The sequence below is a fragment of the Streptomyces sp. NPDC023157 genome (genome assembly GCF_055560575.1).
On the sequence record NZ_JBVHIL010000011.1, the window covers coordinates 42,311 to 66,701 of the forward strand.

Here is a 24,391-nt window from a genome sequence, read left to right on the forward strand (position 1 = left end):
CAATCACAAAAAAATTCAGTGATATCAGCCAGATCGTGCGACACACCGGCCCAATTGGCCGATGCCTCCACGCGAACCCCTCTACGGTGTGAGGCGTGAGCAGCAGCGGCCTCATCTACGCAGTCATCGTCGGGGCCTGGGCCGCCTACCTGGTGCCGATGTGGCTCCGCAGGCAGGACGAGCTGAACGAAGCCCGTCCGACGGAACGCTTCAGCACCGCCATCCGGCTGCTGTCCGGACGGGCGGGAATGGAGCGCCGGTACGCCAAGGAGCTCAAGGGCCGGGATCGTGCGGCTGAGGGAGTGGCGCCCGAGGTGGACCCGGACGCGGCGACGGAGCAACTGAGCTCGGTCGACGTCCGGGGCTTCTGCGCGCCCGCGGCCAGGACGGAAGCCCGCCTGGAGATCCCGGACCCGGCACCCGTCCAGCCCCAGGCGCCCGCCCAGCCCCAGGCCCAGGCATCCGTCCAGGCCCAGCCCCCGGCACCCGCCCCCGCGCCCGCCCGGCGTGCGCCCAGCGCGGCGGCCGAGCGGGCCCGAAGAGGGAAGGCCCTGGCCCGCCGTCGGCGCACCACGGTCCTCCTCTTCCTGGCCTTCACCCTCGGCGCGATCGTGGCGGCCGTCGGCGGCCTCGCCTTCCTGTGGGCGCCCGCCGTCCCCGCCGCGCTCCTGAGCTCGTACATCGTGTACCTGCGCGTCCAGGAGCGGCGGCGCTTCGTCTACGTGATGGACCGCCGCAACGCCGAGGCCGCCGCCGCCCGCCTGCGCGAGAGCCGCCGCCCCACCCCGACGCCCGAACCCTCGCCCGCCGAGACCCCGGCACCCGCCCCGGCCGTCTCCCCGCAGGAGGCCGGCCGGCGCGCCCTGGTCGAGCAGACCGATCACGCCGAGTGGGTGGACCAGCAGCGCGACCGCGGCCCCGCCCGCGGCGACAGCTGGGAGCCCGTCCCGGTCCCGCTCCCGACGTACGTCACCGCCCCTGTCGCCCCGCGCGCCTCGGGCGGCGTCGACATCACGGACCCGGAGACCTGGAGCGCGGCCCGCTCCTCCACGGCGGCGGACCCGGCCCCGGCACCCGCCCCGGCCCCCCGCCAGCGCACCGCCCAGCCCCGCGCCCGCCGCGACCACGGCCGCACCCCGCTCTTCGACCAGTACGCGGACGACGACCGCCCCCGGGCCGCCAACGAATGACCCGCCCCGGGGGCCCCGGCTGACCTGCGGGGGAGCGGATTTCCGCGTACGCCGGTCGGGATGCTAATGTTTCACACGTCGCAAGGGCCTGTGGCGCAGTCTGGTAGCGCACCTCGTTCGCATCGAGGGGGTCTGGGGTTCAAATCCCCACAGGTCCACAGACGCAGAGGATCCCGTCCGGTCGAAAGACCGGGCGGGATCCTCTGCTTTGTGCGGGTGATCACCGCGACCAAGTCGGGGGCGGCTGCACGAGGAGAGTCCGGTCTTCGACTGGGACGGCGTCATCCGTGACCGGCTGCCCGCGGTGACCCAGCGGACGGCCGAGCGTCTGGTGCGGCAGTACGAGGGTGCGCGCGAGGCGCGGGGCAGTACGGGGAAGTGCATCGACGAGGCGTCCCGGCGGCTCGTCAGGCGCGGCAGCGCAGCATCGTCAGGGCGGGGTTGTCGTTGAAGACCTGCCAGAAGTCCTCGCCGTACTCCTTGATGCCGGCGGGCGAGATCTCCAGGGGGACCCAGGTCAGGTCGGTGAAGCCGGCGGCCTGGAGGGTGTCCTCGAAGACGTCGCGGCGGGGCGGGTGGGCGGTGAAGGAGATCGGCGGTTCGAGCAGGGCGGTGAGGCGGATGTGGGGGCCGACCTCGTTCTCGTCGCCGACCGGCTCGCACCGGAAGCCGTACTTGGCCAGCGTCTCGCCGCCGAGGCGGAACTCGGGGTTCTGCGTGAAGACGAAGAACTCGGCGCCCGGCGCCAGGCTGCGGTGGATCGCGCGGGTCATCCGCTCGATCGTGGCGACGTCGTCGGCGTAGTTGAACGCCTGCACCGCGACCGCGAGGTCGAAGGGCTCGTCGAAGGCGCGCAGTTCGGCGATGTCGCCGACCTCGTAGGCGATGCCGAGCGGGTCGGCGTCCTCCATGGACCGCGCGGCGGCGATCATCTCGGCGGAGATGTCGATGCCGAGGACGCGGGAGGCGCCGCGGCGCTTGAACTCCCGGCTGTAGAAGCCGGTTCCGGAGGCCAGGTCGAGGACCGACTTGCCCCGCACGTCGCCCACCAGGGCGAGGAAGCCGGGCACCTCCCCGTAGCGGGCCAGCGGAAGGGTCTTGAAGCCCTCGAACGCCTCGCCGATCTCGTCGTACAGCTGACCGCTCATCGTGCTGTTCCCCTCAGTCGTGGGCGTCGGTCCGGGTGGGCCGCGGCCTCTGGCGGAGAGTCTTCCGCCGGGTGGTCGGAGGCTGAACAGACGGAAGATCCGAAGATCCAGGGGGAGTTGAGACGTGCGGATTCCGGGGGCCGGGCGGGCGACTGGTGGGTTCCTCCAAGGGGGTGGGGGTGGTGGCGTCGGCGGGTCGGACGGGGGCGGGGAGTGGTGCGTCCCGGGCGCCCCCGGCTCGGCTCAGAGGGGCTTCGCGAAGCAGCGGCTGTTCGGGTAGTCGCGGTAGTAGCCGAACTTCGTGCAGGGCTCGTAGCCGCTCGACGTGTACAGGGCGATGGCCTCCGGCTGGGCCGTGCCCGTCTCCAGGACCATGCGGGTGCGGCCGGCCGCGCGGGCATCCGCCTCCAGCGCGCCGAGGATGCGGCGGGCCAGGCCGAGGCCCCGGGCCTCGGGTATCACGTACATCCGCTTCAGTTCGGCGTCGCCGTCCTCGTAGCCCTCGTGGTTCGCCTCCTGGGAGCGCCAGCCGCCGGTCGCCACCGGGTGGCCCTCGGGGGCGTACGCGATCAGGTAGAGGCCCTGCGGCGGGGTGAACATGGTGGCGTCGAGCGGTGTGAGGTCGCCCTCGCCCTCGCCGTCGTCGTCCTTGTAGCGCTCGGCGTACTCCAGCTGCACGGCGTCGTTCAGCTTGACCGCGTCGGGGTGGTCGTACGGCGTGGGGCGTATATCCATGCGCAGTATCGTACATGTATGCGACCCGTGAGTGTCGGTATTCTCCCGGGATGCTCACTGTGACGACTGCGAATGTCAACGGCCTCAGGGCCGCCGCCAAGAAGGGCTTCGTCGAGTGGCTGGCCCAGACCTCCGCCGACGCCGTCTGCCTCCAGGAGGTGCGCGCCGAGGAGGCCCAGCTGCCCGCCGAGGTCCGCGCCCCCGAGGGCTGGTTCACCGCCCACGCCCCCGCCGCCGCCAAGGGGCGCGCCGGCGTCTCGCTCTACACCCGGCGCGAGCCCGACGCCGTGCGCGTCGGCTTCGGGTCGAGCGAGTTCGACGGCAGCGGGCGCTACATCGAGGCGGACCTCCCCGGCGTCGTCGTCGCCAGCCTCTACCTGCCCTCCGGTGAGGTCGGCACCGAGCGGCAGGACGAGAAGATCCGGTTCATGGACGCCTTCCTGCCGTACCTGAAGGAGCTCAGGGAGCGCGCCGCCGCCGACGGCCGCGAGGTCGTCGTCTGCGGCGACTGGAACATCGCCCACCGCGAGGCCGACCTCAAGAACTGGAAGGCCAACCGGAAGAGCGCCGGCTTCCTCCCCGAGGAGCGCGAGTGGCTCGGGCGGGTCTTCGAGGAGGGCGACGGCGGGTACGTCGACGTCGTCCGCGCGCTCCACCCCGACCAGGAGGGGCCCTACTCCTGGTGGTCCTACCGCGGGCGCGCCTTCGACAACGACAGCGGCTGGCGGATCGACTACCAGGTCGCCACGGCCGGCCTCGCCGCGCGGGCCGTCAAGGCGTACGTCGAGCGGGCCGCGACCCACGAGGAGCGCTGGAGCGACCACGCGCCCGTCACCGCCGTCTACGAGATGTAGCCGCCCTCTCGCGGCCGTCGGCCCCCTCAGGCCTGGAGGTGGCGGTCCAGGGCCAGGGAGAGTTCCGCCTCCACCACGCTCTTGGCGAGCGGTCGCAGCCGCTGGAGGTCCCCCTCCCCGGCGTACTTCCCGAGCAGCTCCGTGAAGAGTTCCGCGAGCGCCTCCGCGTGCTCGCGGACCCGCCCGCCCGCCTCCAGTACGGCGGCCAGCGGGACGCCCTCGCGGACCAGGGCGGCGGAGACGTCGAGGAGGCGGCGGCTGACGTGGATGATGTCCTCGCCGTCCGTCGCCAGGTAGCCGAGGTCCAGCGCCGCCGCCAGGTTCTCGGGGGTGACCTCGCCGGCGAAGTGGTCGGCCAGTTCCTCGGGGGTGAGGCGGACCGGCTCCTCCTCCGTGGGGGTGCCGAGTTCGAGGACCTCGCCGACGTCCCGCCCGGACTCGAACGCGGCCGTGAGGTCGGCGATCCCGTTGAGGGTGTGGCCCCGGTCGAGGAGCGCGGCGATCGTCCGCAGGCGGGCCAGGTGGTGCTCGTCGTACCAGGCGATGCGGCCCTCGCGGCGGGGTGGCGGGATCAGCCCGCGCTCCCGGTAGAAACGCAGGGTGCGCACGGTGATGCCGGCCGCCTCGGCGAGGTCGGTCATGCGGTACTCGCGGGTGGGGGTGGGGTCGGTGCTCGCGCCCGCACCGGCGCCCGCACCCGCGGCCCTCGCCGTCCCCACGGCCGGCGCCGTCGACGTCAGTCCCTCCGGGCCCTGGGGCCCCTGTGTTCCCGCCCGTTGTCCTGATCGTTTCGCCACGCTCGCCAGCCTATGTTGTACCGCCGGTAACTTTCCCCGGCCTTACCCCTACCGCTCGGTATGCCGCTGCTCTACAGTCCCGATTGTGCCAGTGATTGCTGGCGTAATCATGGCCGGGCGCACGGGAGGCGGCATGGCGAAGCACGAGCACGTACGGGTGGCGGTGATCGGATCGGGATTCGGTGGACTCGGGGCCGCCGTCCGGCTGCGCCGTGAGGGGATCACCGACTTCGTCGTCCTGGAGCGGGCCGACTCCGTGGGCGGCACCTGGCGGGACAACAGCTACCCCGGCTGCGCCTGCGACGTCCCCTCCCACCTCTACTCCTTCTCCTTCGCGCCCAACCCCGACTGGCCCCGCACCTTCTCCGGCCAGCGCCACATCCGCGCGTACCTGGAGCACGTCACCGACACCTTCGGCATCCGGCCGCACCTGCGGCTCGGGCACGAGGTCCTGCGGATGGCCTGGGACGAGGACGAGCTGCGCTGGGCGATCGAGACGAGCCGCGGCACCTTCACCGCCGACGTCGTCGTCTCCGCCACCGGCCCCCTCTCCGACCCCAAGATCCCCGACATCCCGGGGCTCGCCGACTTCACCGGCAAGGTCTTCCACTCCGCCCAGTGGGACCACGACTACGACCTCACCGGCAAGCGGGTCGCCGTGGTCGGCACCGGTGCCTCCGCCATCCAGATCGTCCCGGCGATCCAGCCGAAGGTCGGGCGGCTCACCCTCTTCCAGCGCACGCCCCCGTGGGTCATGCCCCGCGCGGACCGCGCCATCAGCGCCCCCGAGCGCTGGCTGCACCGGCAGCTGCCGTTCACCACGGCCGCCCGCCGCGGCCTGCTCTGGGGCATCCGCGAACTCCAGGTCAGCGCCTTCACCAAGCGCCCCAACGAGCTGGGCCTGGTCGAACGGCTCGCCAAGGCCAACATGGCCAAGGCGGTCAAGGACCCGGCGCTGCGGGCCAAGCTGACCCCCTCGTACCGCATCGGCTGCAAGCGGATCCTGCTCTCCAACGCGTACTACCCGGCCCTCGCCCAGCCCAACGTCGACGTCGTCGCCGCCGGGCTCAAGGAGGTCCGCGGGAACACCCTCGTCGCCGCCGACGGCACCGAGACCGAGGTCGACGTGATCGTCTTCGGCACCGGCTTCCACGTCACCGACATGCCGATCGCCCCGCGCGTGGTCGGCGCGGAGGGGCGCTCGCTCGCCGACCACTGGAAGGGCGGCATGGAGGCGCTGCGCGGCGCGACCGTCGCCGGCTTCCCCAACTGGATGACGATCATCGGGCCCAACACCGGGCTCGGGAACTCCTCCATGATCCTCATGATCGAGTCCCAGCTGAACTACATGGCCGACTACCTGCGCCAGCTCGACGTGCTCGGCGGCCGCGCCGCCCTCGCCGCCCGGCCCTCCGCCGTCGGCACCTGGAACCGCCGCGTGCAGGCCCGGATGGAGCGGACCGTGTGGAAGTCCGGCGGCTGCGAGAGCTGGTACCTCGACGCCAACGGCCGCAACACCACCCTGTGGCCGGGCACGACCGGCGAGTTCCGGCGCGAGACGCGGAGCGTCGACCTGTCCGAGTACGAGGTGCTGCGCACCGCCGCCAAGCCCGCCGCCGCCCGCCGCGCCCCGCGCCGGAAGGAGACGGCCAAGTGAGCCCGGCCGCGCGCGAGCTGACCGCGCTCTCCGCCGACGGCTCCACCCTGCACGTCGAGGTGTACGGCCCCGAGGGCGCCCCCGCCGTCGTCCTCGCCCACGGCTGGACCTGTTCGACCCGCTTCTGGGACGCGCAGATCCGGGCGCTCGCAGTCGACCACCGGGTCATCGCCTACGACCAGCGCGGCCACGGCCGCAGCCCCGTCCCCGCGCCGGGCGGCAAGGGCTACGCGGTCGACGCGCTCGCCGACGACCTGGAGGCCGTGCTCGCGGCCACCCTCGGGCCCGGCGAACGGGCCGTCGTGGCCGGGCACTCCATGGGCGGCATGACGGTCATGGCCGCCGCCGGGCGCCCCGGCCTGCGGCAGCACGCCGCCGCCGTCCTGCTCTGCTCGACCGGGCCCTCCCGGCTCACCGCCGAGTCGCTGGTCGTCCCGCTGCGGCCGGGCCGGCTGCGGACCCGCCTGACCGCCTCGGTCCTCGGCGCGAAGGCGCCGCTCGGACCGGTCACCGCCGCCTCGAAGAAGATCCTCAAGTACGCGACGATGGGACCGGGCTCGGCCCCCGACCGGGTCGACGCCTGCGCCCGGATCGTGCACGCCTGCCCGCGCGCCGCCCGGGTCGGCTGGTCGCAGGTCCTGGCCGGGCTCGACCTGGAGGCTGGGGTGCGGGAGCTGCGGCTGCCCGTGGCCGTGCTCGTCGGCACCGCCGACCGGCTCACCCCGCCGGTCCACTCCCGCGCGATGGCGGCCGCGCTGCCGCACTGCACGGGCCTGGTCGAGCTGACCGGGATGGGCCACATGACGCCGGTGGAGGCCCCGGAGGCCGTCACCGCGCAGATCCGCGAACTGACGCTCACCTACCTGGGCGCGAAGCAGAACGAGGAGGCAGGGGCATGAGCAGGGTGAGCCTGGAAGGACAGGTGGCGGTCGTCACCGGCGGGGCCCGCGGCGTCGGCGAACTCCTCGCCCGCAAGCTGTCCGCGCGCGGCGCGAAGATCGCCCTGGTCGGCCTGGAGCCGGAGCTCCTGAAGGAGGTCGCCGGCCGGCTGCACACCGAGGCCGACTGGTGGCACGCGGACGTCACCGACCACGAGGCCATGGCGAAGGTCGCGGCCGAGGTGAAGGAGCGGTTCGGCAAGGTCGACATCGTGGTCGCCAACGCGGGCGTCGCGGCGGGCGGCCCGTTCGTGGACTCCGACCCCGTCGCCTGGCGGCGGGTGATCGAGGTCAACCTGATCGGCGGCGCGGTCACGGCCCGGGCGTTCCTGCCGGTCCTGATGGAGTCCCGCGGCTACTTCCTGCAGATCGCCTCGCTCGCCGCGATGACGCCCGCCCCGATGATGACCGCGTACTGCGCCTCCAAGTCCGGCGTGGAGGCCTTCGCGCACAGCCTGCGCGCGGAGGTCGCGTACAAGGGCGTGAAGGTCGGCGTCGGCTATCTCTCCTGGACCGACACGGACATGGTGCGGGGCGCCGACCAGGACGACGTCATGAAGGAGCTGCGGCAGCGGCTGCCGTGGCCGTCGAACCGCACGTACCCGCTCGGCCCGGCCGTCGACCGGATCGTCGCGGGGGTCGAGCGGCGCTCGGCCCATGTCTACGCCCAGTGGTGGCTGCGCGGGATGCAGTCCACCCGCGGCTACCTGCCGGGGATCATCGCCTCCGTCGGGCAGCGCGAGATGCGCCGCTTCGAGCCGCGGCTCTCCTCGGTCCCCAAGGGCCTGGTGGGCGCGGGCGGGGCGGCGGACGAGCAGGAGCGCGGCGAGCGGGTGTGACGCCGCGTAACCGGTCGACATGCGGCGGGTGACCCGCCGTGGCACGCTGGTCGAGGCCCAGGGGCGGCTCCGCCCCGTACCCCTCACACCCATCTAGGAGTGAACCTTCATGGGCATCAAGGACCAGTTCCAGGACAAGGCGCAGGACCTCTCGGACAAGGCCAGGCAGGCCATGGGTTCGAAGAAGGACGAGGCGTCCGAGCGTGCCGCGCAGGGCAGGGACAAGGCGCAGCAGGACGCGCAGCGGGCCCAGCAGGAGGAACAGGACCGCTTCGACCAGGACTACGACGCCTGACGCCGTCCTGTGAGGAAGGCGCACCCGGGACGCCGGGTGCGCCTTCGCGCGTATCCGGCCACGGACCGCCGTGAACTGGTCACGGACCGGCCATAAACAGGGGCGGGGAGCGGTCCCCTTTCCGTACGGTGGCACGCATGCCGGTACTTGAGCGACTGCGATCCGATCACGCGCCCGCCCTGCTCGCGTTCGAGCGGGAGAACAGGGCCTTCTTCGCCGCCTCCGTGCCCGACCGGGGGGACGCCTACTTCGAGGGCTTCGACGCCCGCCACCGCGCCCTGCTGGACGAGCAGGAGGGGGGCGGGATCGCCTTCCACGTCCTCGTCGCGGACGACGGGGAGATCCTCGGCCGGTTCAACCTCGTGGACCTCGACGGGGACAGCGCGGAACTCGGCTACCGGCTCGCCGAGAAGGCCACCGGGCGCGGGCTCGCCACGCGGGGCGTGCGCGAGCTGTGCCGGCTGGCGCGCGAGGAGTACGGGCTGAGCCGGCTGACCGCCGCGACGACCGTCGGCAACGGGCCGTCCCGGGCGGTGCTCGCCCGGGTCGGCTTCGGCGCGGTCGGGAGCGTGGCACTGCCGGGAGGCGCCGCCGGAGCCGCCGGGGCGGACGGCGGCGCCCCCGGCGACCAGCCGGGGATCGCCTACGAGCTGGACCTCGGCGGCAGCTTCGGCCGGGAGTGGTCCGGCAGCCCCTCGTAGCCCGGGGGGCTCGCGGCGGGGGTCTCGGCGAGCCGGGCCAGCGCGATGTGCACGGCGTCGTCGAGCTGGGCGTAGCGGCCCTCGGCCCAGTCGAGCGGGGTGCGCAGCACCGCGAGGTCCGGTTCCACGCCGTGGTTCTCGATGGACCAGCCGTACTCGGGGAACCAGGCCGCGTTCATCGGCACGGTGATCTGGGTGCCGTCGCCGAGCCGGTGGCGGCCCGTCATGCCGACGACGCCGCCCCAGGTGCGCTGGCCGACCACGGGGCCGAGCCCGAGCAGCTTGAACGCGGCGGTGATCATGTCGCCGTCGGAGGAGGTGGCCTCGTCGGCGAGGGCGACGATGGGGCCGCGCGGGGCGTTGGAGGTGTACGAGACGGGCTGGGCGTCGCGGGTGAGGTCCCAGCCCAGGATCCGGCGGGTCAGCTTCTCTATCACCAGCTCGCTGATGTTGCCGCCGGCGTTGCCCCGGACGTCCACGATGAGGGCCGGCCGGGAGACCTCCATGCGCAGGTCGCGGTTGAACTGGGCCCAGCCGGAGCCGCCCATGTCGGGGATGTGCAGATAGCCGCAGCGGCCGCCGCTCAGCTCCCGTACGACCGCGCGCCGTTTCGCGACCCAGTCCTGGTAGCGCAGCGGGCGTTCGTCGACGAGGGGGACGACGGCGACGCGGCGGGCGCGGCCCTCGCTGCCCGACGGCCTGAACGTGAGCTCGACGGTGGTGCCGCCGGTGCCGGACAGCAGCGGGTAGGGGCCGGTGACCGGGTCGACGGGGCGGCCGTCGACATGGGTGAGGACCGCGCCCTCGCGGATGCCGGTGCCGGCCAGCGGGGAGCGGGCCTTGGAGTCGGAGGAGTCGCCGGGCAGGATCCGCTTGACCAGCCAGCCCTCGTCCCGGGGCACGAAGTTGGCGCCCAACAGGCCCTGGGCGCGCTGGTAGTGCGCCGGGCCCTCGTTGCGGCGGGCGGGGGTGACGTACGCGTGGGAGGTGCCGAGTTCGCCGAAGACCTCGCGGAGCAGGTCGGCGAACTCGTCGGGGGAGGCGCACCGTTCGACGAGCGGCCGGTACTGGTCGAGCACCGCCGTCCAGTCGACGCCGCCCATGTCGGGCTCCCAGAAGTAGGCGCGGACGATCCGGCCGGCCTCGTCGAAGGCCTGCCGCCACTCGGCCGCCGGGTCCACCTCGTGCACGATGCGCCGCAGGTCCAGGTAGACGGTCGAGTCGGCGTCGCCGGGCTCGTTGGCGGGGACGGCGCGCAGCTCGCCCTCGTCGACGACGACGAGCCGCGAGGCGTCGCCGCTGACCGCGAACCAGTCGAGGTGGTCGACGAGTTCGGTCTTGCGGGCCTTGGTGATGTTGTAGTGCTCCAGCGTGGGCCGGGGCGAGGGGTCCGAGGGGTTGGCGAAGGTCTCGCCGAGCGCGCCGGAGATCGGCCACCGCAGCCAGACCAGACCGCCGCCGGCCACCGGGTACAGCGCCGAGTACTTGGAGGCGGTGACCGGGAAGGGTGTGACCCGGTCGGCGAGCCCCTCGGTCTCGACGGTCACCGTGCCGTCGCCGGTGCCCGCCTCCTCGTCGGCCGGGTCCATGCCGCCCGCCGCGGGCCGCCCGTCCGGCAGCAGCGCGAACGGCGACGGGGTCGCCGAGTTGAGCGGTACGAGATAGGGGCGGCAGCCCAGCGGGAAGGACAGGTCGCCGGTGTGGACGTCGTACACCGGGTCGAAGCCCCGCCAGGAGAGGAAGGCGAGATAGCGCCCGTCGCTGGTGAAGACCGGGTTCTCGTCCTCGAAACGCCCGTTGGTGACGTCGACGATCGTGGGGGCGCCGGGCCCGGAGATCCTGGCCATCTTGATGGAGCGCAGGGACCGCCCGATACCCGGGTGCGACCAGGTGAGCCAGGCCCCGTCGGGGGAGAACGCGAGGTCGCGGACGGGGCCGTTGAGGGAGCGGATGAGCTCGGTGACCTCGCCGGGGGCGGCCTCGGTACGGGTGGCCTCCCCGCTCGCCTCGGATTCCGGGGCGTTCCCCGCGGGCTCCGCGCCCGTGGCCGTGCCCTCCTCGCCCTCGCCCTCGGGCTCCGGCTCGGGCTCCGCCGTCGTGATCAGCAGCAGCCGCCCGTCGTTGGAGGCGATGGCCAGGCGTTCGCCGTCCGGGTCGGAGACCAGCTCCTCGACCCGGCCGAGCCGGCCCGCGGCGAGCCGGCGCGGCTCCCGGTCGCCGCTGGCGCGCGGGAGGGTCGCGATCTCGACGGCGTCCTCGCCCTCCGCGTCGGTGACGTACGCGACCTGCCCGGCGCTGCCCAGCATCTCGGGCTGCCTGACCCGTACGCCGGGGGTGTCGGCGATGGTGCGGGCCGGGCCGTCGCGGTGGGTCAGCCAGTAGAGGCTGCCGCGCACGGAGACGGCGCTGGCCCGGCCGGTCTCGTCGACGGAGAGCGCGTCGACGTGGTGGGCGGCGGGCACCTGGTAGGGGCGGCGGCCGGCGCGGGGCCCGCCGAGCCGGACCTCCAGGCGGCGCGGGCGCGCGCCGGCGCTCAGGTCTTCGACGATCCACAGGTCGCCGGCGCACTGGTAGACGATCCGGCTTCCGTCGCTGGAGGCGTGCCGGGCGTAGAACTCGTCGTGGTCGGTGTGGCGGCGCAGTCCGGTGCCGTCGGGCCGGCAGGAGTAGAGGTTGCCGATGCCCTCGTGGTCGGAGAGGAAGGCGATCCGGTGGCCGCCCTCGGCCTCGGGCGCGGTGACGAACATGGGCGCTTCGAGCTGCCCGCCGAGCTCTTCGAGGAGCCGTTCGCCGTGCAGCCAGAGGCGCCCCATGGCGCCGCCCCGGTAGCGCTTCCAGGAGGCCGGCTCGTGCGGCGGGCGCCCGGTGAGCAGCAGGGTGCGGCGCTGCCCGCCGGAGCCCTCGGCGCCGGGGATGACGTCGCCCAGGTCGGCGACGGCGATGTCGGAGACCGGGCCCCAGGGCATCCGGCCGCCGGGGGTGCCGTCGGTGGGGACGCTGTAGGCCCAGGAGTAGTACGAGAAGGGCTGCCCGTGGGAGGAGACGGCGAGGATGTCGGACCGGCCGTCCTTGTCGGGGGGCGACCAGCCGCAGACCCGGGTGTCGGTGGACCCCCAGTAGGTCAGCCGCCGGGCCGGGCCGCCGTCGACGGGGGCGAGATGGATCTCGGGGTCGAGGCTGCGCCAGCTCGTGTACGCGAGGTGGCGCCCGTCGGGGGAGAAGCGCGGGGGCCCGACCCGCGTCCGGTCGACGGTGACCCGCCAGGCGCGGCCGGGGCGGTGGCCCTCGGGCACGAGGGGGGAGACCCAGAGGTCGTCCTCGGTGACGAAGCACAGCAGCTCGTCGTGGAGGTGCGGGAAGCGGAGATACGCGAGGTCGTCACTCACCTCCTCATGCTTTCCGCGCGAAGGGGGTGCGGCAACTCGTACGTGTGGTCGAAGTGGGGTCCGGGCGGGATCGGTGGGTGCCCGGTGGGTGCTCGGCGGGCGCCGGGCGGGGGCTCGGAGGGCGGCCGGGCGGGCGGCCGGGGTGTGGTCCAGGACACGTACGAAACGGTTTCGTTTCGCAGAAGGGGTGGGTATCGTCATGGTGTACGAAACGGTTTCGTTCGCTCTCGTACACACGAACCCCAGTCGGACAGGAGACCGGTCATGGCCAGCAGGCTCACCCCCGAAAGGGAGGCCGAGCTCTACACGGCCGTGCTCGACCTGCTGCGCGAGGTCGGCTACGACGCCCTCACCATGGACGCCGTCGCCGCCCGCACCCGATCCAGCAAGGCCACCCTCTACCGCCAGTGGGGGAGCAAGCCGCAACTCGTCGCCATGGCGCTGCGCCATGACAAGCCGGTCAAGCTCGGCGAGATCGACACCGGCAGTCTGCGCGGTGACTTCGACGTGATGCTGGAGCGGACCGACGACTGCCGGCTGGAGAAGGACGCCGCGCTGATGCGGGGTCTGGCCCACGCCGTCCACAACAACCCCGAACTGCTCCAGGCCATGCGCGAGCTGCTCGTCGAACCCGAGATGAACAGCCTCGACGAGATGCTCCAGCGGGCCGTACGGAGGGGAGAGGTCGACGCCGCCAATCCGGCGCTCAAACTCATGCCCCACATGCTGATCGGCGCGTTCATCGCCCGGCCGCTCATCGACGACCGGCCGGTCGACGCCGCCTTCCTCACCTCCTACGTCAACGCCGTGGTGCTCCCCTCACTCGGCGCCTGACCCCCCGGCCTTCCCGGCCGGAACCGCAGACGCGTCCGCACCGGCTCCCCGGCCGGCACCACCGGAACGTCCGCACCCGTACCCCCTGACGCTGCGCACCGCTCACGCCGTCGGGCCGGCTCCCCATGCCCTGTCCTTCTCAACACCGGGAGTACGCCCCCGTGGCCACGTTCCTCTACAAGCTGGGCCGTTCCGCCTTCCGGCGCCGACGGCTCGTCGCCCTGCTCTGGGTGGCGCTCCTCGCCCTCGCGGGCGTCGGCGCCGCCACCGCGCCCGCCGCGACCTCCAGCTCCTTCTCGATCCCCGGCACCGAGGCCCAGCGCGCCTTCGACCTGCTCGAAGAGCGCTTCCCCGGCGGCAGCGCCGACGGCGCCACCGCCCGGGTGGTCTTCGAGGCCCCGGCCGGCCAGACCATGAAGACGCCGGCCAACAAGGCGAAGGTCGAGGAGACCGTCGCCGCGCTGAAGTCGAGCTCCGGCCAGGTCGCCCGCGTCACCGACCCGTACACCGCGCAGGCCCTCTCGCAGGACGGCCGGATCGCCTACATCTCGGTCTCCTACAAGGTCAGCGGGATGGAGCTGACCGACGAGACCCGTGAGGCCCTCAAGGAGGCCGGCCATGCCGCGCAGGGCCAGGGCCTGACCGTCGAGATCGGCGGCGACGCGCTCCAGAGCATGCCGGAGACCGGCGCGGGCGAGATCGTCGGCGTGGTCATCGCGGGCTTCGTGCTGGTGGTCACCTTCGGCTCGCTGGTGGCCGCCGGACTGCCGCTGCTCACCGCGATCATCGGCGTCGGCATCGGCGTCTCGACGATCACCGCGCTGGCCAACGTCCTGGACCTCGGCTCCACCACCTCCACCCTCGCGATGATGATCGGCCTCGCCGTCGGCATCGACTACGCCCTGTTCATCGTCTCCCGCTACCGCGCGGAGCTCGCCGAGGGCCGCGCGAAGGAGGAGGCCGCAGGGCGCGCCGTCGGCACCGCCGGCTCCGCCGTGGTCTTCGCCGGCCTCACCGTGGTCATCGCCCTGGTCGGCCTGGCCGTCGTCAACATCCCGATGCTGACGAAGATGGGCTTCGCCGCCGCCGGCACGGTCGTGATCGCCGTCCTGATCGCGCTCACCCTCATCCCGGCCCTGCTGGGCTTCGCCGGCGACAAGGTCATGGGCCGCAAGGCGCGCAAGGGCGCGAAGGCGCCCGCCGAAGGCGCCGGCACCCCGGCGGCCGACAAGCCGAACGGCGGCACCCGCTGGGCCCGCTTCGTCATCCGCCGCCCCGTGTTCGTGCTGCTCGTCGGTGTCCTCGGCCTCGGCGCGATCGCCGTGCCGGCCGCCTCCCTGGAGATGGGCCTGCCGGACGACGGCGTCAAGCCCGTCTCCGCCACCGAGCGGCGCGCCTACGACCTGCTCTCCGACGGCTTCGGCCCCGGCTTCAACGGCCCGCTGCTCGTCGTCGTCGACGGTGACAAGGCGGTCGCCGACAAGACCGTGGACACGATCAAGGGCCTGGACGGCGTCGTGGCGGTCACCCCGCCGACCCCGAACAAGGGCGGTGACGCCGCGATGATCACGGTGATCCCGAAGGACCGCCCGTCCTCCGTCGACACCGAGGAGCTCGTGCACGACATCCGCGGCGCGACCGGCGACGACGTCCTGGTCACCGGCGCCACCGCGATGAACATCGACTTCTCGCAGAAGATGAACGACGCGCTGCTGCCCTACCTGGCGCTGGTCGTCGGACTCGCCTTCCTGCTCCTGATGGTGGTCTTCCGCTCGATCCTCGTCCCGCTGAAGGCGGCCCTCGGCTTCCTGCTCTCCGTGGTCGCCGCCCTCGGCGCGGTCGTCGCGGTCTTCCAGTGGGGCTGGCTCGGCAGCCTGTTCGGCGTCGAGCAGACCGGCCCGATCATGTCGATGATGCCGATCTTCATGGTGGGCGTGGTCTTCGGTCTGGCCATGGACTACGAGGTCTTCCTGGTCACCCGGATGCGCGAGGCGTACGTCCACGGGGCGCGCCCCGGCGAGGCGATCGTGACCGGCTTCCGGCACAGCGCCCGGGTGGTCACCGCCGCCGCGGTGATCATGATCGCGGTCTTCTCCGGCTTCATCGGCATGGACGACCAGATGATCAAGATGATCGGCTTCGGTCTGGCCGTCGCCGTCCTCTTCGACGCGTTCGTGGTCCGCATGGCGATCGTCCCCGCGGTGCTCGCGCTCCTCGGCCACAAGGCCTGGTGGCTGCCGAAGTGGCTCGGCCGCGTGCTGCCCAACGTGGACGTCGAGGGTGAGGCGCTGGCCGCGCAGGACCCCGACGGCGCTGACGGCACTGACGGCACTGACGGCACCGACGGACCCGGCAAGGGACCGAAGGAGCTGGTCTCCGCCTGACCTCAGGAACCCCGGGGCCGCCGCTTGAGCGGGCGGCGGGCCCCGGACCGCGCCGGAACCTGTGGGGACGGGGAGCCGACGCGACCCCGCGCCGTCACCGTGTCGTACTCGACGCGGTGGCGGCGTAGGTGTGCCGGAGGAAGCGCATCAGGGCCGTCGTGTCGAACTGCACGACGGCCACCCCGTCGACGCCGTGGAACTCGACGACCGTCTGGACCCGGCCGCAGGGCCAGACCTCGATGTCCCCGCGCCGCGCGGGGCCGCGCAGCCCGGTCTCCAGGAGCGCGCGCGGGAAGGACCACTCGATGTCGCCGGGGAAGACGAAGCGGACGGTCGCGGGGGAGAAGCCGGCGTCGTAGCGCAGGACGACCGGTACGGGGCGGGAGAGGGGGGCGTCGGTGACGATCCGTCCCCTGGCGCTGTCCTCGACGGCGTACCTGGGGGAGGGGCGGACGGTGGGGGCGGTGCGGTCATCCGTGGCGCGCGTCATCGAACGACTCCTCATGCTCATCACACTCGTCGTATTTGTTATCTAATGTCCCATATTCTCCGGCGCATGCGCGGAGCGCGTCCGCCTCTTTTGTGTTCTCCACGCTCTTGCAAGCTCTTCGCAGGAGCGCTCTATGATGCGGGACGTGCATGTACCTGACGGATTCATCAACGCCCCCGTATCGGCCGCCGCCGGTGTCGTCGCCGCCGGCGCCGTCGCCGTCAGCCTGCGTGGAGCCCGCAAGGAGCTCGACGAGCGGACCGCGCCGCTGGCCGGGCTCGTCGCGGCGTTCGTCTTCGCCGTGCAGATGCTCAACTTCCCCGTCGCCGCCGGAACAAGCGGGCATCTTCTCGGCGGGGCCCTGGCCGCGATCCTCGTCGGCCCGTACACCGGGGTGCTCTGCATCGCCGTCGTCCTGCTCATGCAGGGCGTCCTGTTCGCCGACGGCGGCCTCACCGCGCTCGGCGTGAACATCACCGTCATGGGCGTCGTCACGGTCGTCGTGTCGTACGCGCTCTTCCGCGGCCTGGTCCTCGCGCTGCCGCGCACCCGCCGCTCCGTGACGATCGCCTCCTTCGTCGCCGCGCTGGTCTCCGTACCGGCCGCGGCCACCGTCTTCACCGCGATCTACGCGCTCGGCGGCACCACCGACGTACCGATCACCAAGGTCCTCACCGCGATGGTCGGCGTCCACGTCCTCATCGGCGTCGGCGAGGCCGTCATCACCATGCTCACCGTCGGCGCGGTCATCGCCGTCCGGCCCGACCTCGTGCACGGCGCCCGCGGCCTGACCGCGCCGCTCAAGCTGCGCGTCGGCGGCGAGCTGATCGACGCCACCCCGGTCACCACGACCGCCACCGCCCCGGCCGCCCCCGGCTCCGCGAGGAAGCTGTGGATCGGCGGCGTCGCCACCGCCCTCGTCCTCGCCGGCTTCGTCTCCTTCTACGCCTCCGCCAGCCCGGACGGCCTGGAGAAGGTCGCCGCCGACAAGGGCATCGACAGCAAGGTCCAGCCGCACGCCGCCGCCGACTCCCCGCTCGCCGACTACGGCGTCAAGGACGTCACCGACGCGCGCCTGTCCGGCGGACTCGCCGGCGTGATCGGCGTGGGCGCGACCCTCGCCGTCGGAAGCGGCGCCTTCTGGATCGTGCGCCGCCGCCGAGGCGCGAGCCCCGCCGTCCCCGCGAACGCGGACGCCTGATGGGCGCGGGGCACGCCCACAAGCTCTACCGGCGGGCGGACTCGCCGGTCCACGGGCTGCCTCCGCACACCAAGCTGGCGGCCGTCTTCGCCTTCGTCGTGGTCGTCGTCTCCACCCCGCGCGAGGCGGTCTGGGCCTTCGCCGGGTACGCCGTGCTGCTCGGCGTGGTCGCCGGCCGGGCCCGGGTGCCCGCCGGATTCCTGCTGAAGCGGCTGCTCATCGAGATCCCCTTCGTGGCCTTCGCGGTGCTCATGCCGTTCGTGGTGCCCGGCGAGCAGACCACCGTCCTCGGCGTCTCCCTCTCCGTCCCCGGCCTGTGGGGCGCCTGGAACGTGCTCGCCAAGGGCACCCTCGGCGTCGCCGCCTCCGTATTGCTCGCCGCCACCACCGAGCTGCGCGGCCTGCTCCTCGGCCTCCAGCGGCTGCGGCTGCCCCCGCTGCTCGTGCAGATCGCCTCCTTCATGATCCGTTACGGGGACGTCATCACCGACGAGATGCGCCGGATGTCCATCGCCCGCCGCTCGCGCGGCTTCGAGGCCCGCGGCGTACGGCACTGGGGCGTCCTCGCCAAGTCGGCCGGCGCCCTCTTCATCCGCTCCTACGAGCGCGGCGAGCGGGTCCACCTCGCGATGGTCAGCCGCGGCTACACCGGGTCCATGCCGGTCATCGACGAGGTCACGGCCACCCCCGCCCAGTGGCGGTACGCCGCCGCGCTCCCGCTCGCCGCCCTCCTGATCTGCCTCCTCGGATGGACGCTATGACCACAGCCCCCTCGTCGGCCCCGCCGGCCTCCCTGGACGTACGCGGCCTCGCGTACGCCTACCCCGACGGCCACCAGGCCCTGTTCGGCGTGGACCTGACCGTCGGGCGCGGCGAGCGGGTCGCCCTGCTCGGCCCCAACGGCGCCGGCAAGACCACCCTCGTCCTCCACCTCAACGGCATCCTCACCGGCGGCGCGGGCGGCGTCACCGTCGCCGGGCTCCCGGTCGCCAAGAAGAACCTCGCCGAGATCAGGCGCCGGGTGGGCATCGTCTTCCAGGACCCCGACGACCAGCTCTTCATGCCGACCGTCCGCGAGGACGTCGCCTTCGGCCCGGCCGCCGCGGGCCTCCGGGGCGCGGAGCTGGAAGCCGTCGTCCACCGGGCCCTGGAACGGGTCGGCATGGCGGAGTTCGCCGACCGGCCCCCGCACCACCTCTCCTTCGGGCAGCGGCGCCGGGTCGCCGTCGCGACCGTCCTCGCGATGGAGCCGGAGATCCTCGTCCTCGACGAACCCTCCTCCAACCTGGACCCGGCCTCGCGCCGTGAACTCGCCGACATCCTGCGCTCCCTGGACGTCACCGTCCTGATGGTCACCCACGACCTGCCGTACGCCCTGGAGCTCTGCCCGCGCGCGGTCATCCTCAGCGAGGGCGTGATCGCCGCCGACGGGCGGACCGCCGACATCCTCACCGACGAGGAGCTCATGACCCGGCACCGGCTGGAACTCCCGTACGGCTTCGTGCCGAGTTCGGTGGCCTGAACCCCGGAATCGGCGGCTCGTCCCCCACGTTGCACCATGGGAGGTCGCGGGGGATCGAACGACGAGAGGAAGCGTGGGTCAGGTGGACGTCCGGGGCACGGTGGAGGCCGGTTTCGAGCCGGTCAGGGACGCGTTCCTGCGCAACTTCGAACAGCGCGGCGAGCGGGGAGCGGCCGTCGCCGTCTACCGGGACGGCGCGAAGGTCGTCGACCTGTGGGCCGGCACGAAGGACGTCGAGGGCGGCGACCCCTGGGCGGTGGACACCGCGCAGGTCGTCCGCTCCGCCACCAAGGGCGTGTCCGCCGCCGTGCCGCTGCTGCTCCACCAGCGCGGGCAGCTCGACCTGGACGCCCCGGTCGCCGCGTACTGGCCCGAGTTCAAGACGGCCGGCAAGGAGCGGGTGACCGTGCGCCAGCTGCTCGCGCACCGCGCGGGCGTGCCCGTCCTCGACCGTCCGCTGACCCTGGCCGAGGCGGTGGACCTGCCGACGGCGTCCGCCGCCATCGCCGCGCAGGCGCCCGTCTGGGAGCCGGGCACGGCCCACGGCTACCACGCCCACACCTTCAGCTGGCTGCTCGGCGCCCTGGTCCACCGGGCCACCGGCCGCACGATCGGCCGCTGGGTGGCCGAGGAGATCGCCGCCCCGCTCGGCCTCGACCTGTGGATAGGCCTGCCCGACGCCGAGGCCCACCGGGTCGGACGGCTCGGCCCGGTCGAGGAGCGGGAGCCCGCCGACAGCGGGGCGCTCAGGCTGCGCCCCAAGCGGGCGGTCTCCGACGCGTACAAGGACCCGCGGTCGCTCACCCGGCGGGCCTTCGGGGTGATCGAGCCCGCGCCCGACGAGAACGACCCGGTGTACCGGGCGGCCGAACTGCCCGGCTCGGCGGGCGTCGCCACGGCCCGCGCGCTCGCCCGCTTCTACGCCGCGACGCTCGGCCCGGTCGACGGCGCGGCGCGGCTCTTCGCCCCGGCGACGCTGACCCTGGCCCGTACCGAGGAGTCGGCGGGCACCGACCGCGTGCTGCTGGTCGGCACCCGCTTCGGCCTCGGCCACATGCTGCACGGCCCGGCCTCGCCGCTGCTCGGCCCGAGCTCCTTCGGCCACCCGGGCCGGGGCGGCTCGCTGGGCTTCGCCGACCCCGAGTCCGGGATCGCCTTCGGCTACGTCACCAACGGCATGCGCAAGACGGTCACGGCCGACCCGCGCGCACAGGCCCTGGTGCGGGCGGTGCGGGCGGCGCTCTAGCGGATGTACCAGCCCTGGTCGGCGTAGTCCTCGCAGTCGTACTGGAACGGGTTCCGGTCGATCTCGGCGCCCTGCATCGCGAGGCACTTGCCGCTGTTGAAGTTCTTCAGCTTGAAGACGTCCGGGTTGTCGGTGGCGACCTTCTGCCAGAACTGGTCGGCGAAGTTCAGGCACTCGAACTGGATCGGGACCGTGCCGTTCTCGTTCCCCTGCACGACGAGGCACTTGCCGCTGTTGCGGTTCTTGAGCTGGTAGACGCCGGGGGTCGGGGCGTTGGTGTCGTCGAATATCCAGTACTGGTCGGCGTAGTCCAGGCAGTCCCAGGCGAACGGGATGGCGTGGTTCTCGGTCCCCTGCACGGCGACGCACTTGCCGCCGTAGGCGTTCGTGAGGTGGAAGGCGGGCTGCGGCTCCACGTACACCGCGGAGGCGGTGGAGGCGGAGCCGACGAGCGCGGTGGCCGTCAGCGTGACGGTGGCCAGGGCGGAGCCCAGGATGCGCGACCTGATCATGTTGATCTCCCTCGTAGGCAGGCGCACGCGGCGCGGAGCGGCGTACGCGATCTTGATCAGGAAGATAGGTGGCCGATAAGGGTCTTGTCGTCGAGTTTGGGATGTGGAGTGAGCATTCCGTTTGACCGCCCGGAATGCCCCGAACTCCGGTACCGCCCCGACCGGCTGAACCGACCGACCGCCGCCCTGCCCGCCTCATCCGGTCCCACCCGCCCCGCCCGCCCCCGCCGCGTAGGCCAGCGGAGGCGCGATCGCCTGGGCGTCCGCCCCCTCGCCGACCCACAGTCCGATGAACAGCGCGGCGGTCGCCTCCAGCAGCGCCGCCCGTTCGAGCCCTCCCGCGGCCACCGGCTCGCACCCCACGTCCCGCACCAGCTCCCGGACCCGCTCCAGGGCCGCCCCGTCGTCCCCGCACAGCGGCACGGCCAGCGGGCGGCCGTCGAAGACGGGCGGTCGCATGCGCCAGACATCCTCGTGGCAGAGGTTGAACCCCTTGACCACCCGCGCCCCCGGCGCCGCCGCGGCCAGCGATTCCGCCGCCGACAGCCCGCCGTCCGTCAGCAGCCGGAAGCCCGCCCCGACCGGGTTGGAGCAGTCGAGCAGCACCGCGCCCGCCAGCCCCGCACGCAGCCCCCGCACCACCTCGGCCCCCGCCCCGAACGGCAGCGCGACCAGCACCACGTCCTGACCGGCGTCGACGGCCGCGCGCAGCCCTCCGGCCCGCGCGCCGCCTCCGACGCGGGCCGCGAGCCGCTCCGCCCGGCGCACGTCCCGCCCGCCGAAGGTCACCTCGTGCCCGGCCCGCACCCAGTGCCCGCCGAGCGCGTCGGCCATGTTCCCCGTCCCCAGCACACCGATCCGCATCCCCAACATCCCTTCCTCGAAGCCGGATTGCCTCGTTCACACCGACGCTAGAGGGCCGCTCGGGCACCATTCGGTACGTGACGACCGACACCTTCCTCGCCGACTGCCGCGCCCGCCTCGCCTTCGACCTGCTCTCCCACACCTGGAACGCCGTGGTCCTCTGGGCCCTGCGCGACGCCCCCCTGCGCCCGGTCGAACTCCGGGAGCGCATCGGGGGGATCAGCTCCAAGGTCCTCACCGAGACCTTGCGCAGACTGCAGTTCAACGGCCTGGTCGACCGCCGGACGGACCCGGCCGCACCGGCCCGCGTCGAGTACCGCCTCACCCCGCTGGGCCGCACCTTCCTGGCCCCCATCGAGGCCGCGGGCGCCTGGGCCTTCGCCCACGGGGACGAGGTGATGGCCGCGCAGGAAGCGGCGGGCGGTTGAGGCTTCGGGCCTCATGCCGCGAACTCTCGCTCAGGCGGGGACGATCCGGCTCGTGAACCCTTGGGCCCTGAGGCGCTCGTAGGCCGCGACGACATCGTCGGGGATCTGTTGCTCGATCATGAACCCCCGTGCCGGATAGACGATCAGCCGCTGAACCGCCCCGACGAGCATGTCGAGGACGAGGCGGGCGTCCCCGACCGCATCCACATACGCCACGAGCGCCATCGGCGAGGACGCACTGACGACCTCGACCTCCGGCCACAGCTTCCGCGCCGTCGCGTACGCCCGGCGCTCCTCGTACGGCTTGCTGACGAGCAGCACCGACGACACGGCGACGCCACGCTCGGCAAGCAGCTCCCGCGAGAAGCGGATGTTCTCGCCGGTGTCGCACGCCAGGGGCTCGACGAGAACCACCGCTTCGGGGACCCCCAGCTCAACCGCCCGTTCGCGGTAGTGCTCGGCCTCGCCGCGGGGCATCCGGTCCCGCGTGGTCCGGCTCGTGGCCCCGGTGAAGACGATGAGCGGCACCATCCCGCGCCGGTACAGCGAGACCGTCACATCGGCCACGCCGAGGTCGTGGCTGCCGAGCCCGATCGCGACCGAGCAGGGGCGCGGCGTGTGGCCCATCTGCTGGAAGTCCCAGAGCAGCCGGGCGTCGTCCCAGTCCTGCCGGGAGATCACCGGGCCTCCCCGTCCGCGCTGTCGGGGACCTTGAAGTCGTACGTCCAGGCGAACCGGGTGGCCGCGTGGACGCCGATGGCGAACTCGACGACGGTGCCGTCCGCCGTGTACGTGGTCCGGGCAAGGTGGTGTGGGCCGAGCTCGGCGTCACTCCTGGGGCGGGCGCCGCCTGACCGGGCGCGGCCCGGACCGTACCGGTCCCCTCAACTCGCGTACAGCATCAACCCGATCCCCACCACCATCAGCCCCGCCGCCGCGATCCTCGGGCCGCCGAAGCGTTCCTTGAAGAGGAGGGCGCCTATGGCGGCGCCCACGATGATGGACGACTCGCGCAGGGCGGCGATCGGGGCGAGGGGGGCCTTGGTCTGGGCCCAGAGGACGAGGGCGTAGGCGCCGACCGAGAGGGCGGCGCCGAGGAGGCCTCGGGCGGCGTACGGGCGGAGTTGGGCGGCCAGGGCGGCGCGGCGGCGGTGCAGGGCGTAGGCGGGGATGACCAGGCCCTCCAGGAGCATCAGCCAGGCGATGTAGCCGAGCGGGGTCTCCGAGGCGCGGACGCCGACGCCGTCGACGACCGTGTACGCGGCGATGGACAGGCCCGTCGCGCCGGCCGCCAGCAGGGCCGGCCAGTGCGGGCGGGTGCCCTTGCCGCGGATGCCCCACAGGGCGAGGCCGGTGAGGCCCGCGCAGGCGACCGCGACGCCCGCGAGCTGTTCGGCGGACGGGATCTCGGCGACGAACACCGCGGCGAGCAGGGTCACGACGAGCGGCGCCGTGCCCCGGGCGATCGGGTACATCTGGCCGAAGTCGCCGAGTGCGAACGACTTCATCAGCAGCGCGTAGTACGCCACGTGCAGCGCGGCCGATGCGACCAGGTACGGCCACGCCCCGGCGGCCGGCAGCGGCACGAAGCAGGCGGTGACGGCGCCGATCAGGGCGCCGCCGCCGGATATCAGCGTGAAGGAGAGGAGCTGGTCCTGGATGCGGGCGGCGATCGCGTTCCAACTGGCGTGCGTCACCGCCGCGATCAGCACGGCCGTGACGACGAGCGGGGTCACGCCGTGCGCTCCCGGACGTCCACCAGCGCGCCGCCCGCGTGCGCGACCAGCGTCTTGGGGTCGAGGGCGAAGACGGTGTGCGGGGTGCCGGCCGCCGCCCACACCACCGCGTGGTCGAGCAGCCCGCGGTCGGCGAGGACCCGGGTGCGGGTGCGGTGCCCGAAGGGCGGGACGCCGCCGATCGCGTAGCCCGTCGTCTCCCGGACCAGTCGCGCGTCGGCGCGGGTCACCCGCGCGGCGCCCAGCTCTTCCCGGACCCGCTCCACGTCCACCCGCGAGGCCCCGTCCATGAGGACGAGCACGGGCACCCCGTCCGCGGCGAAGATCAGCGACTTCACGATCTCCGAGACCGCGCAGCCGATGGCCTCGGCGGCCTGCTGCGCGGTCCGCGTCTCGTCCGGGAAGCGCCGGACCTCGACGTCGAGGCCCAACTCCTTCAGGGCGGCGGCGAACTGGGGGTGGGCATCGGCGTGTGACGTCGTCATGGGCCGTCACGCTATCGGTACGTGTACGTGGCATGCGACCGGGTTACGCGCTGCCCCAGCCTGTGTTTCAGAGCCCCAGAGCCCCAGAGCCCCAGAGCCCCAGAGCCCCAGAGCCCCAGACCTCAGTCCGTGTTCGGGGCCTCAGCCCG

The 24,391-nt window shown here is 73.2% G+C and carries 24 protein-coding genes, 1 tRNA gene and 1 pseudogene; 15 read left to right on the forward strand and 11 right to left on the reverse strand.

Going from position 1 to position 24,391, the window contains the following annotated elements; genetic code table 11:
- The first annotated feature begins 95 nt into the window (after positions 1-95).
- Positions 96-1,190, forward strand: a complete 1,095-nt coding sequence (gene sepX / locus ACZ3ZE_RS33090) for a divisome protein SepX/GlpR (protein ID WP_361624818.1) — start codon at positions 96-98, stop codon at positions 1,188-1,190.
- An 84-nt stretch (positions 1,191-1,274) separates the two neighbouring features.
- Positions 1,275-1,348, forward strand: a tRNA-Ala gene (locus tag ACZ3ZE_RS33095).
- A 249-nt stretch (positions 1,349-1,597) separates the two neighbouring features.
- On the opposite strand, the gene ACZ3ZE_RS33100 is transcribed toward ACZ3ZE_RS33095, so the two are convergent.
- Positions 1,598-2,338 (reverse strand): class I SAM-dependent methyltransferase, encoded by a 741-nt coding sequence (locus ACZ3ZE_RS33100; protein WP_361171714.1) that lies wholly within the window; start codon positions 2,336-2,338, stop codon positions 1,598-1,600.
- A 243-nt stretch (positions 2,339-2,581) separates the two neighbouring features.
- On the reverse strand, positions 2,582-3,073 hold the full coding sequence (locus ACZ3ZE_RS33105; protein ID WP_361171717.1) for a GNAT family N-acetyltransferase: 492 nt from the start codon (positions 3,071-3,073) through the stop codon (positions 2,582-2,584).
- A gap of 50 nt (positions 3,074-3,123) precedes the next feature.
- Here ACZ3ZE_RS33105 and ACZ3ZE_RS33110 point away from each other — a divergent pair, with 50 nt between their 5' ends.
- On the forward strand, positions 3,124-3,927 hold the full coding sequence (locus ACZ3ZE_RS33110; RefSeq protein WP_361171720.1) for an exodeoxyribonuclease III: 804 nt from the start codon (positions 3,124-3,126) through the stop codon (positions 3,925-3,927).
- Between the two features lie 26 nt (positions 3,928-3,953).
- On the opposite strand, the gene ACZ3ZE_RS33115 is transcribed toward ACZ3ZE_RS33110, so the two are convergent.
- Entirely contained in the window at positions 3,954-4,568 is a 615-nt protein-coding gene (locus tag ACZ3ZE_RS33115) for a MerR family transcriptional regulator (RefSeq protein ID WP_361624979.1), read from the reverse strand.
- A 289-nt stretch (positions 4,569-4,857) separates the two neighbouring features.
- On the opposite strand from ACZ3ZE_RS33115, the gene ACZ3ZE_RS33120 reads away from it, so the two are divergent.
- The 5 genes from ACZ3ZE_RS33120 (at position 4,858) to ACZ3ZE_RS33140 (ending at position 9,154) form a co-directional block, all read left to right on the forward strand.
- Entirely contained in the window at positions 4,858-6,381 is a 1,524-nt protein-coding gene (locus ACZ3ZE_RS33120; protein WP_361624827.1) for a flavin-containing monooxygenase, read from the forward strand.
- Positions 6,378-7,280 carry an alpha/beta fold hydrolase gene (locus ACZ3ZE_RS33125; RefSeq protein ID WP_361171726.1) on the forward strand — a complete coding sequence of 301 codons (903 nt, stop codon included), beginning with the start codon at positions 6,378-6,380 and terminating at the stop codon, positions 7,278-7,280. Before ACZ3ZE_RS33120 ends, ACZ3ZE_RS33125 begins: the two co-directional genes overlap by 4 nt.
- Positions 7,277-8,158 (forward strand): SDR family oxidoreductase, encoded by an 882-nt coding sequence (locus ACZ3ZE_RS33130; RefSeq protein WP_361624830.1) that lies wholly within the window; start codon positions 7,277-7,279, stop codon positions 8,156-8,158. The genes ACZ3ZE_RS33125 and ACZ3ZE_RS33130 overlap by 4 nt, the downstream gene beginning before the upstream one ends.
- Positions 8,159-8,267: 109 nt before the next feature.
- Positions 8,268-8,453, forward strand: a complete 186-nt coding sequence (locus tag ACZ3ZE_RS33135; protein WP_361624833.1) for a hypothetical protein — start codon at positions 8,268-8,270, stop codon at positions 8,451-8,453.
- A 137-nt stretch (positions 8,454-8,590) separates the two neighbouring features.
- A complete protein-coding gene (locus ACZ3ZE_RS33140) occupies positions 8,591-9,154 on the forward strand; it encodes a GNAT family N-acetyltransferase (RefSeq protein ID WP_361171735.1) in 564 nt (187 codons plus the stop codon).
- On the opposite strand, the gene ACZ3ZE_RS33145 is transcribed toward ACZ3ZE_RS33140, so the two are convergent.
- Complete coding sequence (locus ACZ3ZE_RS33145; protein WP_361171738.1) at positions 9,097-12,540, reverse strand: S41 family peptidase; 3,444 nt, start codon at positions 12,538-12,540, stop codon at positions 9,097-9,099. The two genes, ACZ3ZE_RS33140 and ACZ3ZE_RS33145, sit on opposite strands and share 58 nt — an antisense overlap.
- A gap of 264 nt (positions 12,541-12,804) precedes the next feature.
- On the opposite strand from ACZ3ZE_RS33145, the gene ACZ3ZE_RS33150 reads away from it, so the two are divergent.
- Positions 12,805-13,374, forward strand: coding sequence for a TetR/AcrR family transcriptional regulator (locus ACZ3ZE_RS33150; RefSeq protein WP_361171741.1), 570 nt, complete (start codon positions 12,805-12,807; stop codon positions 13,372-13,374).
- 161 nt (positions 13,375-13,535) lie between these two features.
- Positions 13,536-15,758 (forward strand): MMPL family transporter, encoded by a 2,223-nt coding sequence (locus ACZ3ZE_RS33155; RefSeq protein ID WP_363290768.1) that lies wholly within the window; start codon positions 13,536-13,538, stop codon positions 15,756-15,758.
- A gap of 94 nt (positions 15,759-15,852) precedes the next feature.
- Here the strand turns inward: ACZ3ZE_RS33155 and ACZ3ZE_RS33160 are convergent, their stop codons facing one another.
- Positions 15,853-16,248, reverse strand: a complete 396-nt coding sequence (locus ACZ3ZE_RS33160; RefSeq protein ID WP_467261720.1) for an SsgA family sporulation/cell division regulator — start codon at positions 16,246-16,248, stop codon at positions 15,853-15,855.
- A gap of 145 nt (positions 16,249-16,393) precedes the next feature.
- Between ACZ3ZE_RS33160 and ACZ3ZE_RS33165 the strand changes: the two genes are divergently transcribed.
- The 4 genes from ACZ3ZE_RS33165 (at position 16,394) to ACZ3ZE_RS33180 (ending at position 20,217) form a co-directional block, all read left to right on the forward strand.
- Positions 16,394-17,449: an energy-coupling factor ABC transporter permease gene (locus ACZ3ZE_RS33165; RefSeq protein WP_361171750.1), complete on the forward strand. Its 1,056-nt coding sequence runs from the start codon at positions 16,394-16,396 to the stop codon at positions 17,447-17,449.
- Positions 17,449-18,210 (forward strand): cobalt ECF transporter T component CbiQ, encoded by a 762-nt coding sequence (gene cbiQ / locus ACZ3ZE_RS33170; RefSeq protein WP_361171753.1) that lies wholly within the window; start codon positions 17,449-17,451, stop codon positions 18,208-18,210. Before ACZ3ZE_RS33165 ends, cbiQ begins: the two co-directional genes overlap by 1 nt.
- A complete protein-coding gene (locus tag ACZ3ZE_RS33175; RefSeq protein WP_361624842.1) occupies positions 18,207-18,971 on the forward strand; it encodes an energy-coupling factor ABC transporter ATP-binding protein in 765 nt (254 codons plus the stop codon). Before cbiQ ends, ACZ3ZE_RS33175 begins: the two co-directional genes overlap by 4 nt.
- A gap of 82 nt (positions 18,972-19,053) precedes the next feature.
- Complete coding sequence (locus tag ACZ3ZE_RS33180) at positions 19,054-20,217, forward strand: serine hydrolase domain-containing protein (protein WP_467261777.1); 1,164 nt, start codon at positions 19,054-19,056, stop codon at positions 20,215-20,217.
- On the opposite strand, the gene ACZ3ZE_RS33185 is transcribed toward ACZ3ZE_RS33180, so the two are convergent.
- Both ACZ3ZE_RS33185 and ACZ3ZE_RS33190 read right to left on the reverse strand, forming a co-directional pair.
- Complete coding sequence (locus tag ACZ3ZE_RS33185; RefSeq protein WP_361171759.1) at positions 20,214-20,729, reverse strand: RICIN domain-containing protein; 516 nt, start codon at positions 20,727-20,729, stop codon at positions 20,214-20,216. The genes ACZ3ZE_RS33180 and ACZ3ZE_RS33185 overlap by 4 nt on opposite strands.
- 195 nt (positions 20,730-20,924) lie before the next feature.
- Entirely contained in the window at positions 20,925-21,593 is a 669-nt protein-coding gene (locus ACZ3ZE_RS33190) for an NADPH-dependent F420 reductase (protein WP_361171762.1), read from the reverse strand.
- Positions 21,594-21,670: 77 nt separating this feature from the next.
- Between ACZ3ZE_RS33190 and ACZ3ZE_RS33195 the strand changes: the two genes are divergently transcribed.
- Positions 21,671-22,021 carry a winged helix-turn-helix transcriptional regulator gene (locus ACZ3ZE_RS33195; RefSeq protein WP_361171765.1) on the forward strand — a complete coding sequence of 117 codons (351 nt, stop codon included), beginning with the start codon at positions 21,671-21,673 and terminating at the stop codon, positions 22,019-22,021.
- A gap of 30 nt (positions 22,022-22,051) precedes the next feature.
- Here ACZ3ZE_RS33195 and ACZ3ZE_RS33200 read toward each other — a convergent pair whose 3' ends face one another.
- The 4 genes and pseudogenes from ACZ3ZE_RS33200 to ACZ3ZE_RS33215 all read right to left on the reverse strand — a co-directional run bounded on the left by ACZ3ZE_RS33200 (position 22,052) and on the right by ACZ3ZE_RS33215 (position 24,242).
- Positions 22,052-22,702 carry a YdcF family protein gene (locus ACZ3ZE_RS33200; RefSeq protein ID WP_467261722.1) on the reverse strand — a complete coding sequence of 217 codons (651 nt, stop codon included), beginning with the start codon at positions 22,700-22,702 and terminating at the stop codon, positions 22,052-22,054.
- Positions 22,699-22,827, reverse strand: a pseudogene (locus ACZ3ZE_RS33205) (GntR family transcriptional regulator); the annotation flags it as partial. The gene ACZ3ZE_RS33200 and the pseudogene ACZ3ZE_RS33205, both read right to left, overlap by 4 nt.
- A 78-nt stretch (positions 22,828-22,905) precedes the next feature.
- Positions 22,906-23,757, reverse strand: a complete 852-nt coding sequence (locus ACZ3ZE_RS33210) for a DMT family transporter (protein WP_361171771.1) — start codon at positions 23,755-23,757, stop codon at positions 22,906-22,908.
- Entirely contained in the window at positions 23,754-24,242 is a 489-nt protein-coding gene (locus tag ACZ3ZE_RS33215) for a YbaK/EbsC family protein (RefSeq protein ID WP_361171774.1), read from the reverse strand. The genes ACZ3ZE_RS33210 and ACZ3ZE_RS33215 overlap by 4 nt, the downstream gene beginning before the upstream one ends.
- Positions 24,243-24,391 lie beyond the last annotated feature (149 nt).

Excerpts from the sequence above, each read along its gene's own strand:
- ACZ3ZE_RS33150 (WP_361171741.1), top strand. The coding sequence starts at position 12,805 with ATGGCCAGCAGGCTCACCCCCGAAAGGGAGGCCGAGCTCTACACGGCC.
- ACZ3ZE_RS33175 (WP_361624842.1), top strand. The coding sequence starts at position 18,207 with ATGACCACAGCCCCCTCGTCGGCCCCGCCGGCCTCCCTGGACGTACGC.
- ACZ3ZE_RS33100 (WP_361171714.1), bottom strand. The coding sequence starts at position 2,338 with ATGAGCGGTCAGCTGTACGACGAGATCGGCGAGGCGTTCGAGGGCTTC.
- cbiQ (WP_361171753.1), top strand. The coding sequence starts at position 17,449 with ATGGGCGCGGGGCACGCCCACAAGCTCTACCGGCGGGCGGACTCGCCG.
- ACZ3ZE_RS33115 (WP_361624979.1), bottom strand. The coding sequence starts at position 4,568 with ATGACCGACCTCGCCGAGGCGGCCGGCATCACCGTGCGCACCCTGCGT.
- ACZ3ZE_RS33130 (WP_361624830.1), top strand. The coding sequence starts at position 7,277 with ATGAGCAGGGTGAGCCTGGAAGGACAGGTGGCGGTCGTCACCGGCGGG.
- ACZ3ZE_RS33215 (WP_361171774.1), bottom strand. The coding sequence starts at position 24,242 with ATGACGACGTCACACGCCGATGCCCACCCCCAGTTCGCCGCCGCCCTG.
- ACZ3ZE_RS33140 (WP_361171735.1), top strand. The coding sequence starts at position 8,591 with ATGCCGGTACTTGAGCGACTGCGATCCGATCACGCGCCCGCCCTGCTC.
- ACZ3ZE_RS33135 (WP_361624833.1), top strand. The coding sequence starts at position 8,268 with ATGGGCATCAAGGACCAGTTCCAGGACAAGGCGCAGGACCTCTCGGAC.
- ACZ3ZE_RS33105 (WP_361171717.1), bottom strand. The coding sequence starts at position 3,073 with ATGGATATACGCCCCACGCCGTACGACCACCCCGACGCGGTCAAGCTG.
- ACZ3ZE_RS33190 (WP_361171762.1), bottom strand. The coding sequence starts at position 21,593 with ATGCGGATCGGTGTGCTGGGGACGGGGAACATGGCCGACGCGCTCGGC.
- ACZ3ZE_RS33110 (WP_361171720.1), top strand. The coding sequence starts at position 3,124 with ATGCTCACTGTGACGACTGCGAATGTCAACGGCCTCAGGGCCGCCGCC.
- ACZ3ZE_RS33160 (WP_467261720.1), bottom strand. The coding sequence starts at position 16,248 with ATGACGCGCGCCACGGATGACCGCACCGCCCCCACCGTCCGCCCCTCC.
- ACZ3ZE_RS33185 (WP_361171759.1), bottom strand. The coding sequence starts at position 20,729 with ATGATCAGGTCGCGCATCCTGGGCTCCGCCCTGGCCACCGTCACGCTG.
- ACZ3ZE_RS33120 (WP_361624827.1), top strand. The coding sequence starts at position 4,858 with ATGGCGAAGCACGAGCACGTACGGGTGGCGGTGATCGGATCGGGATTC.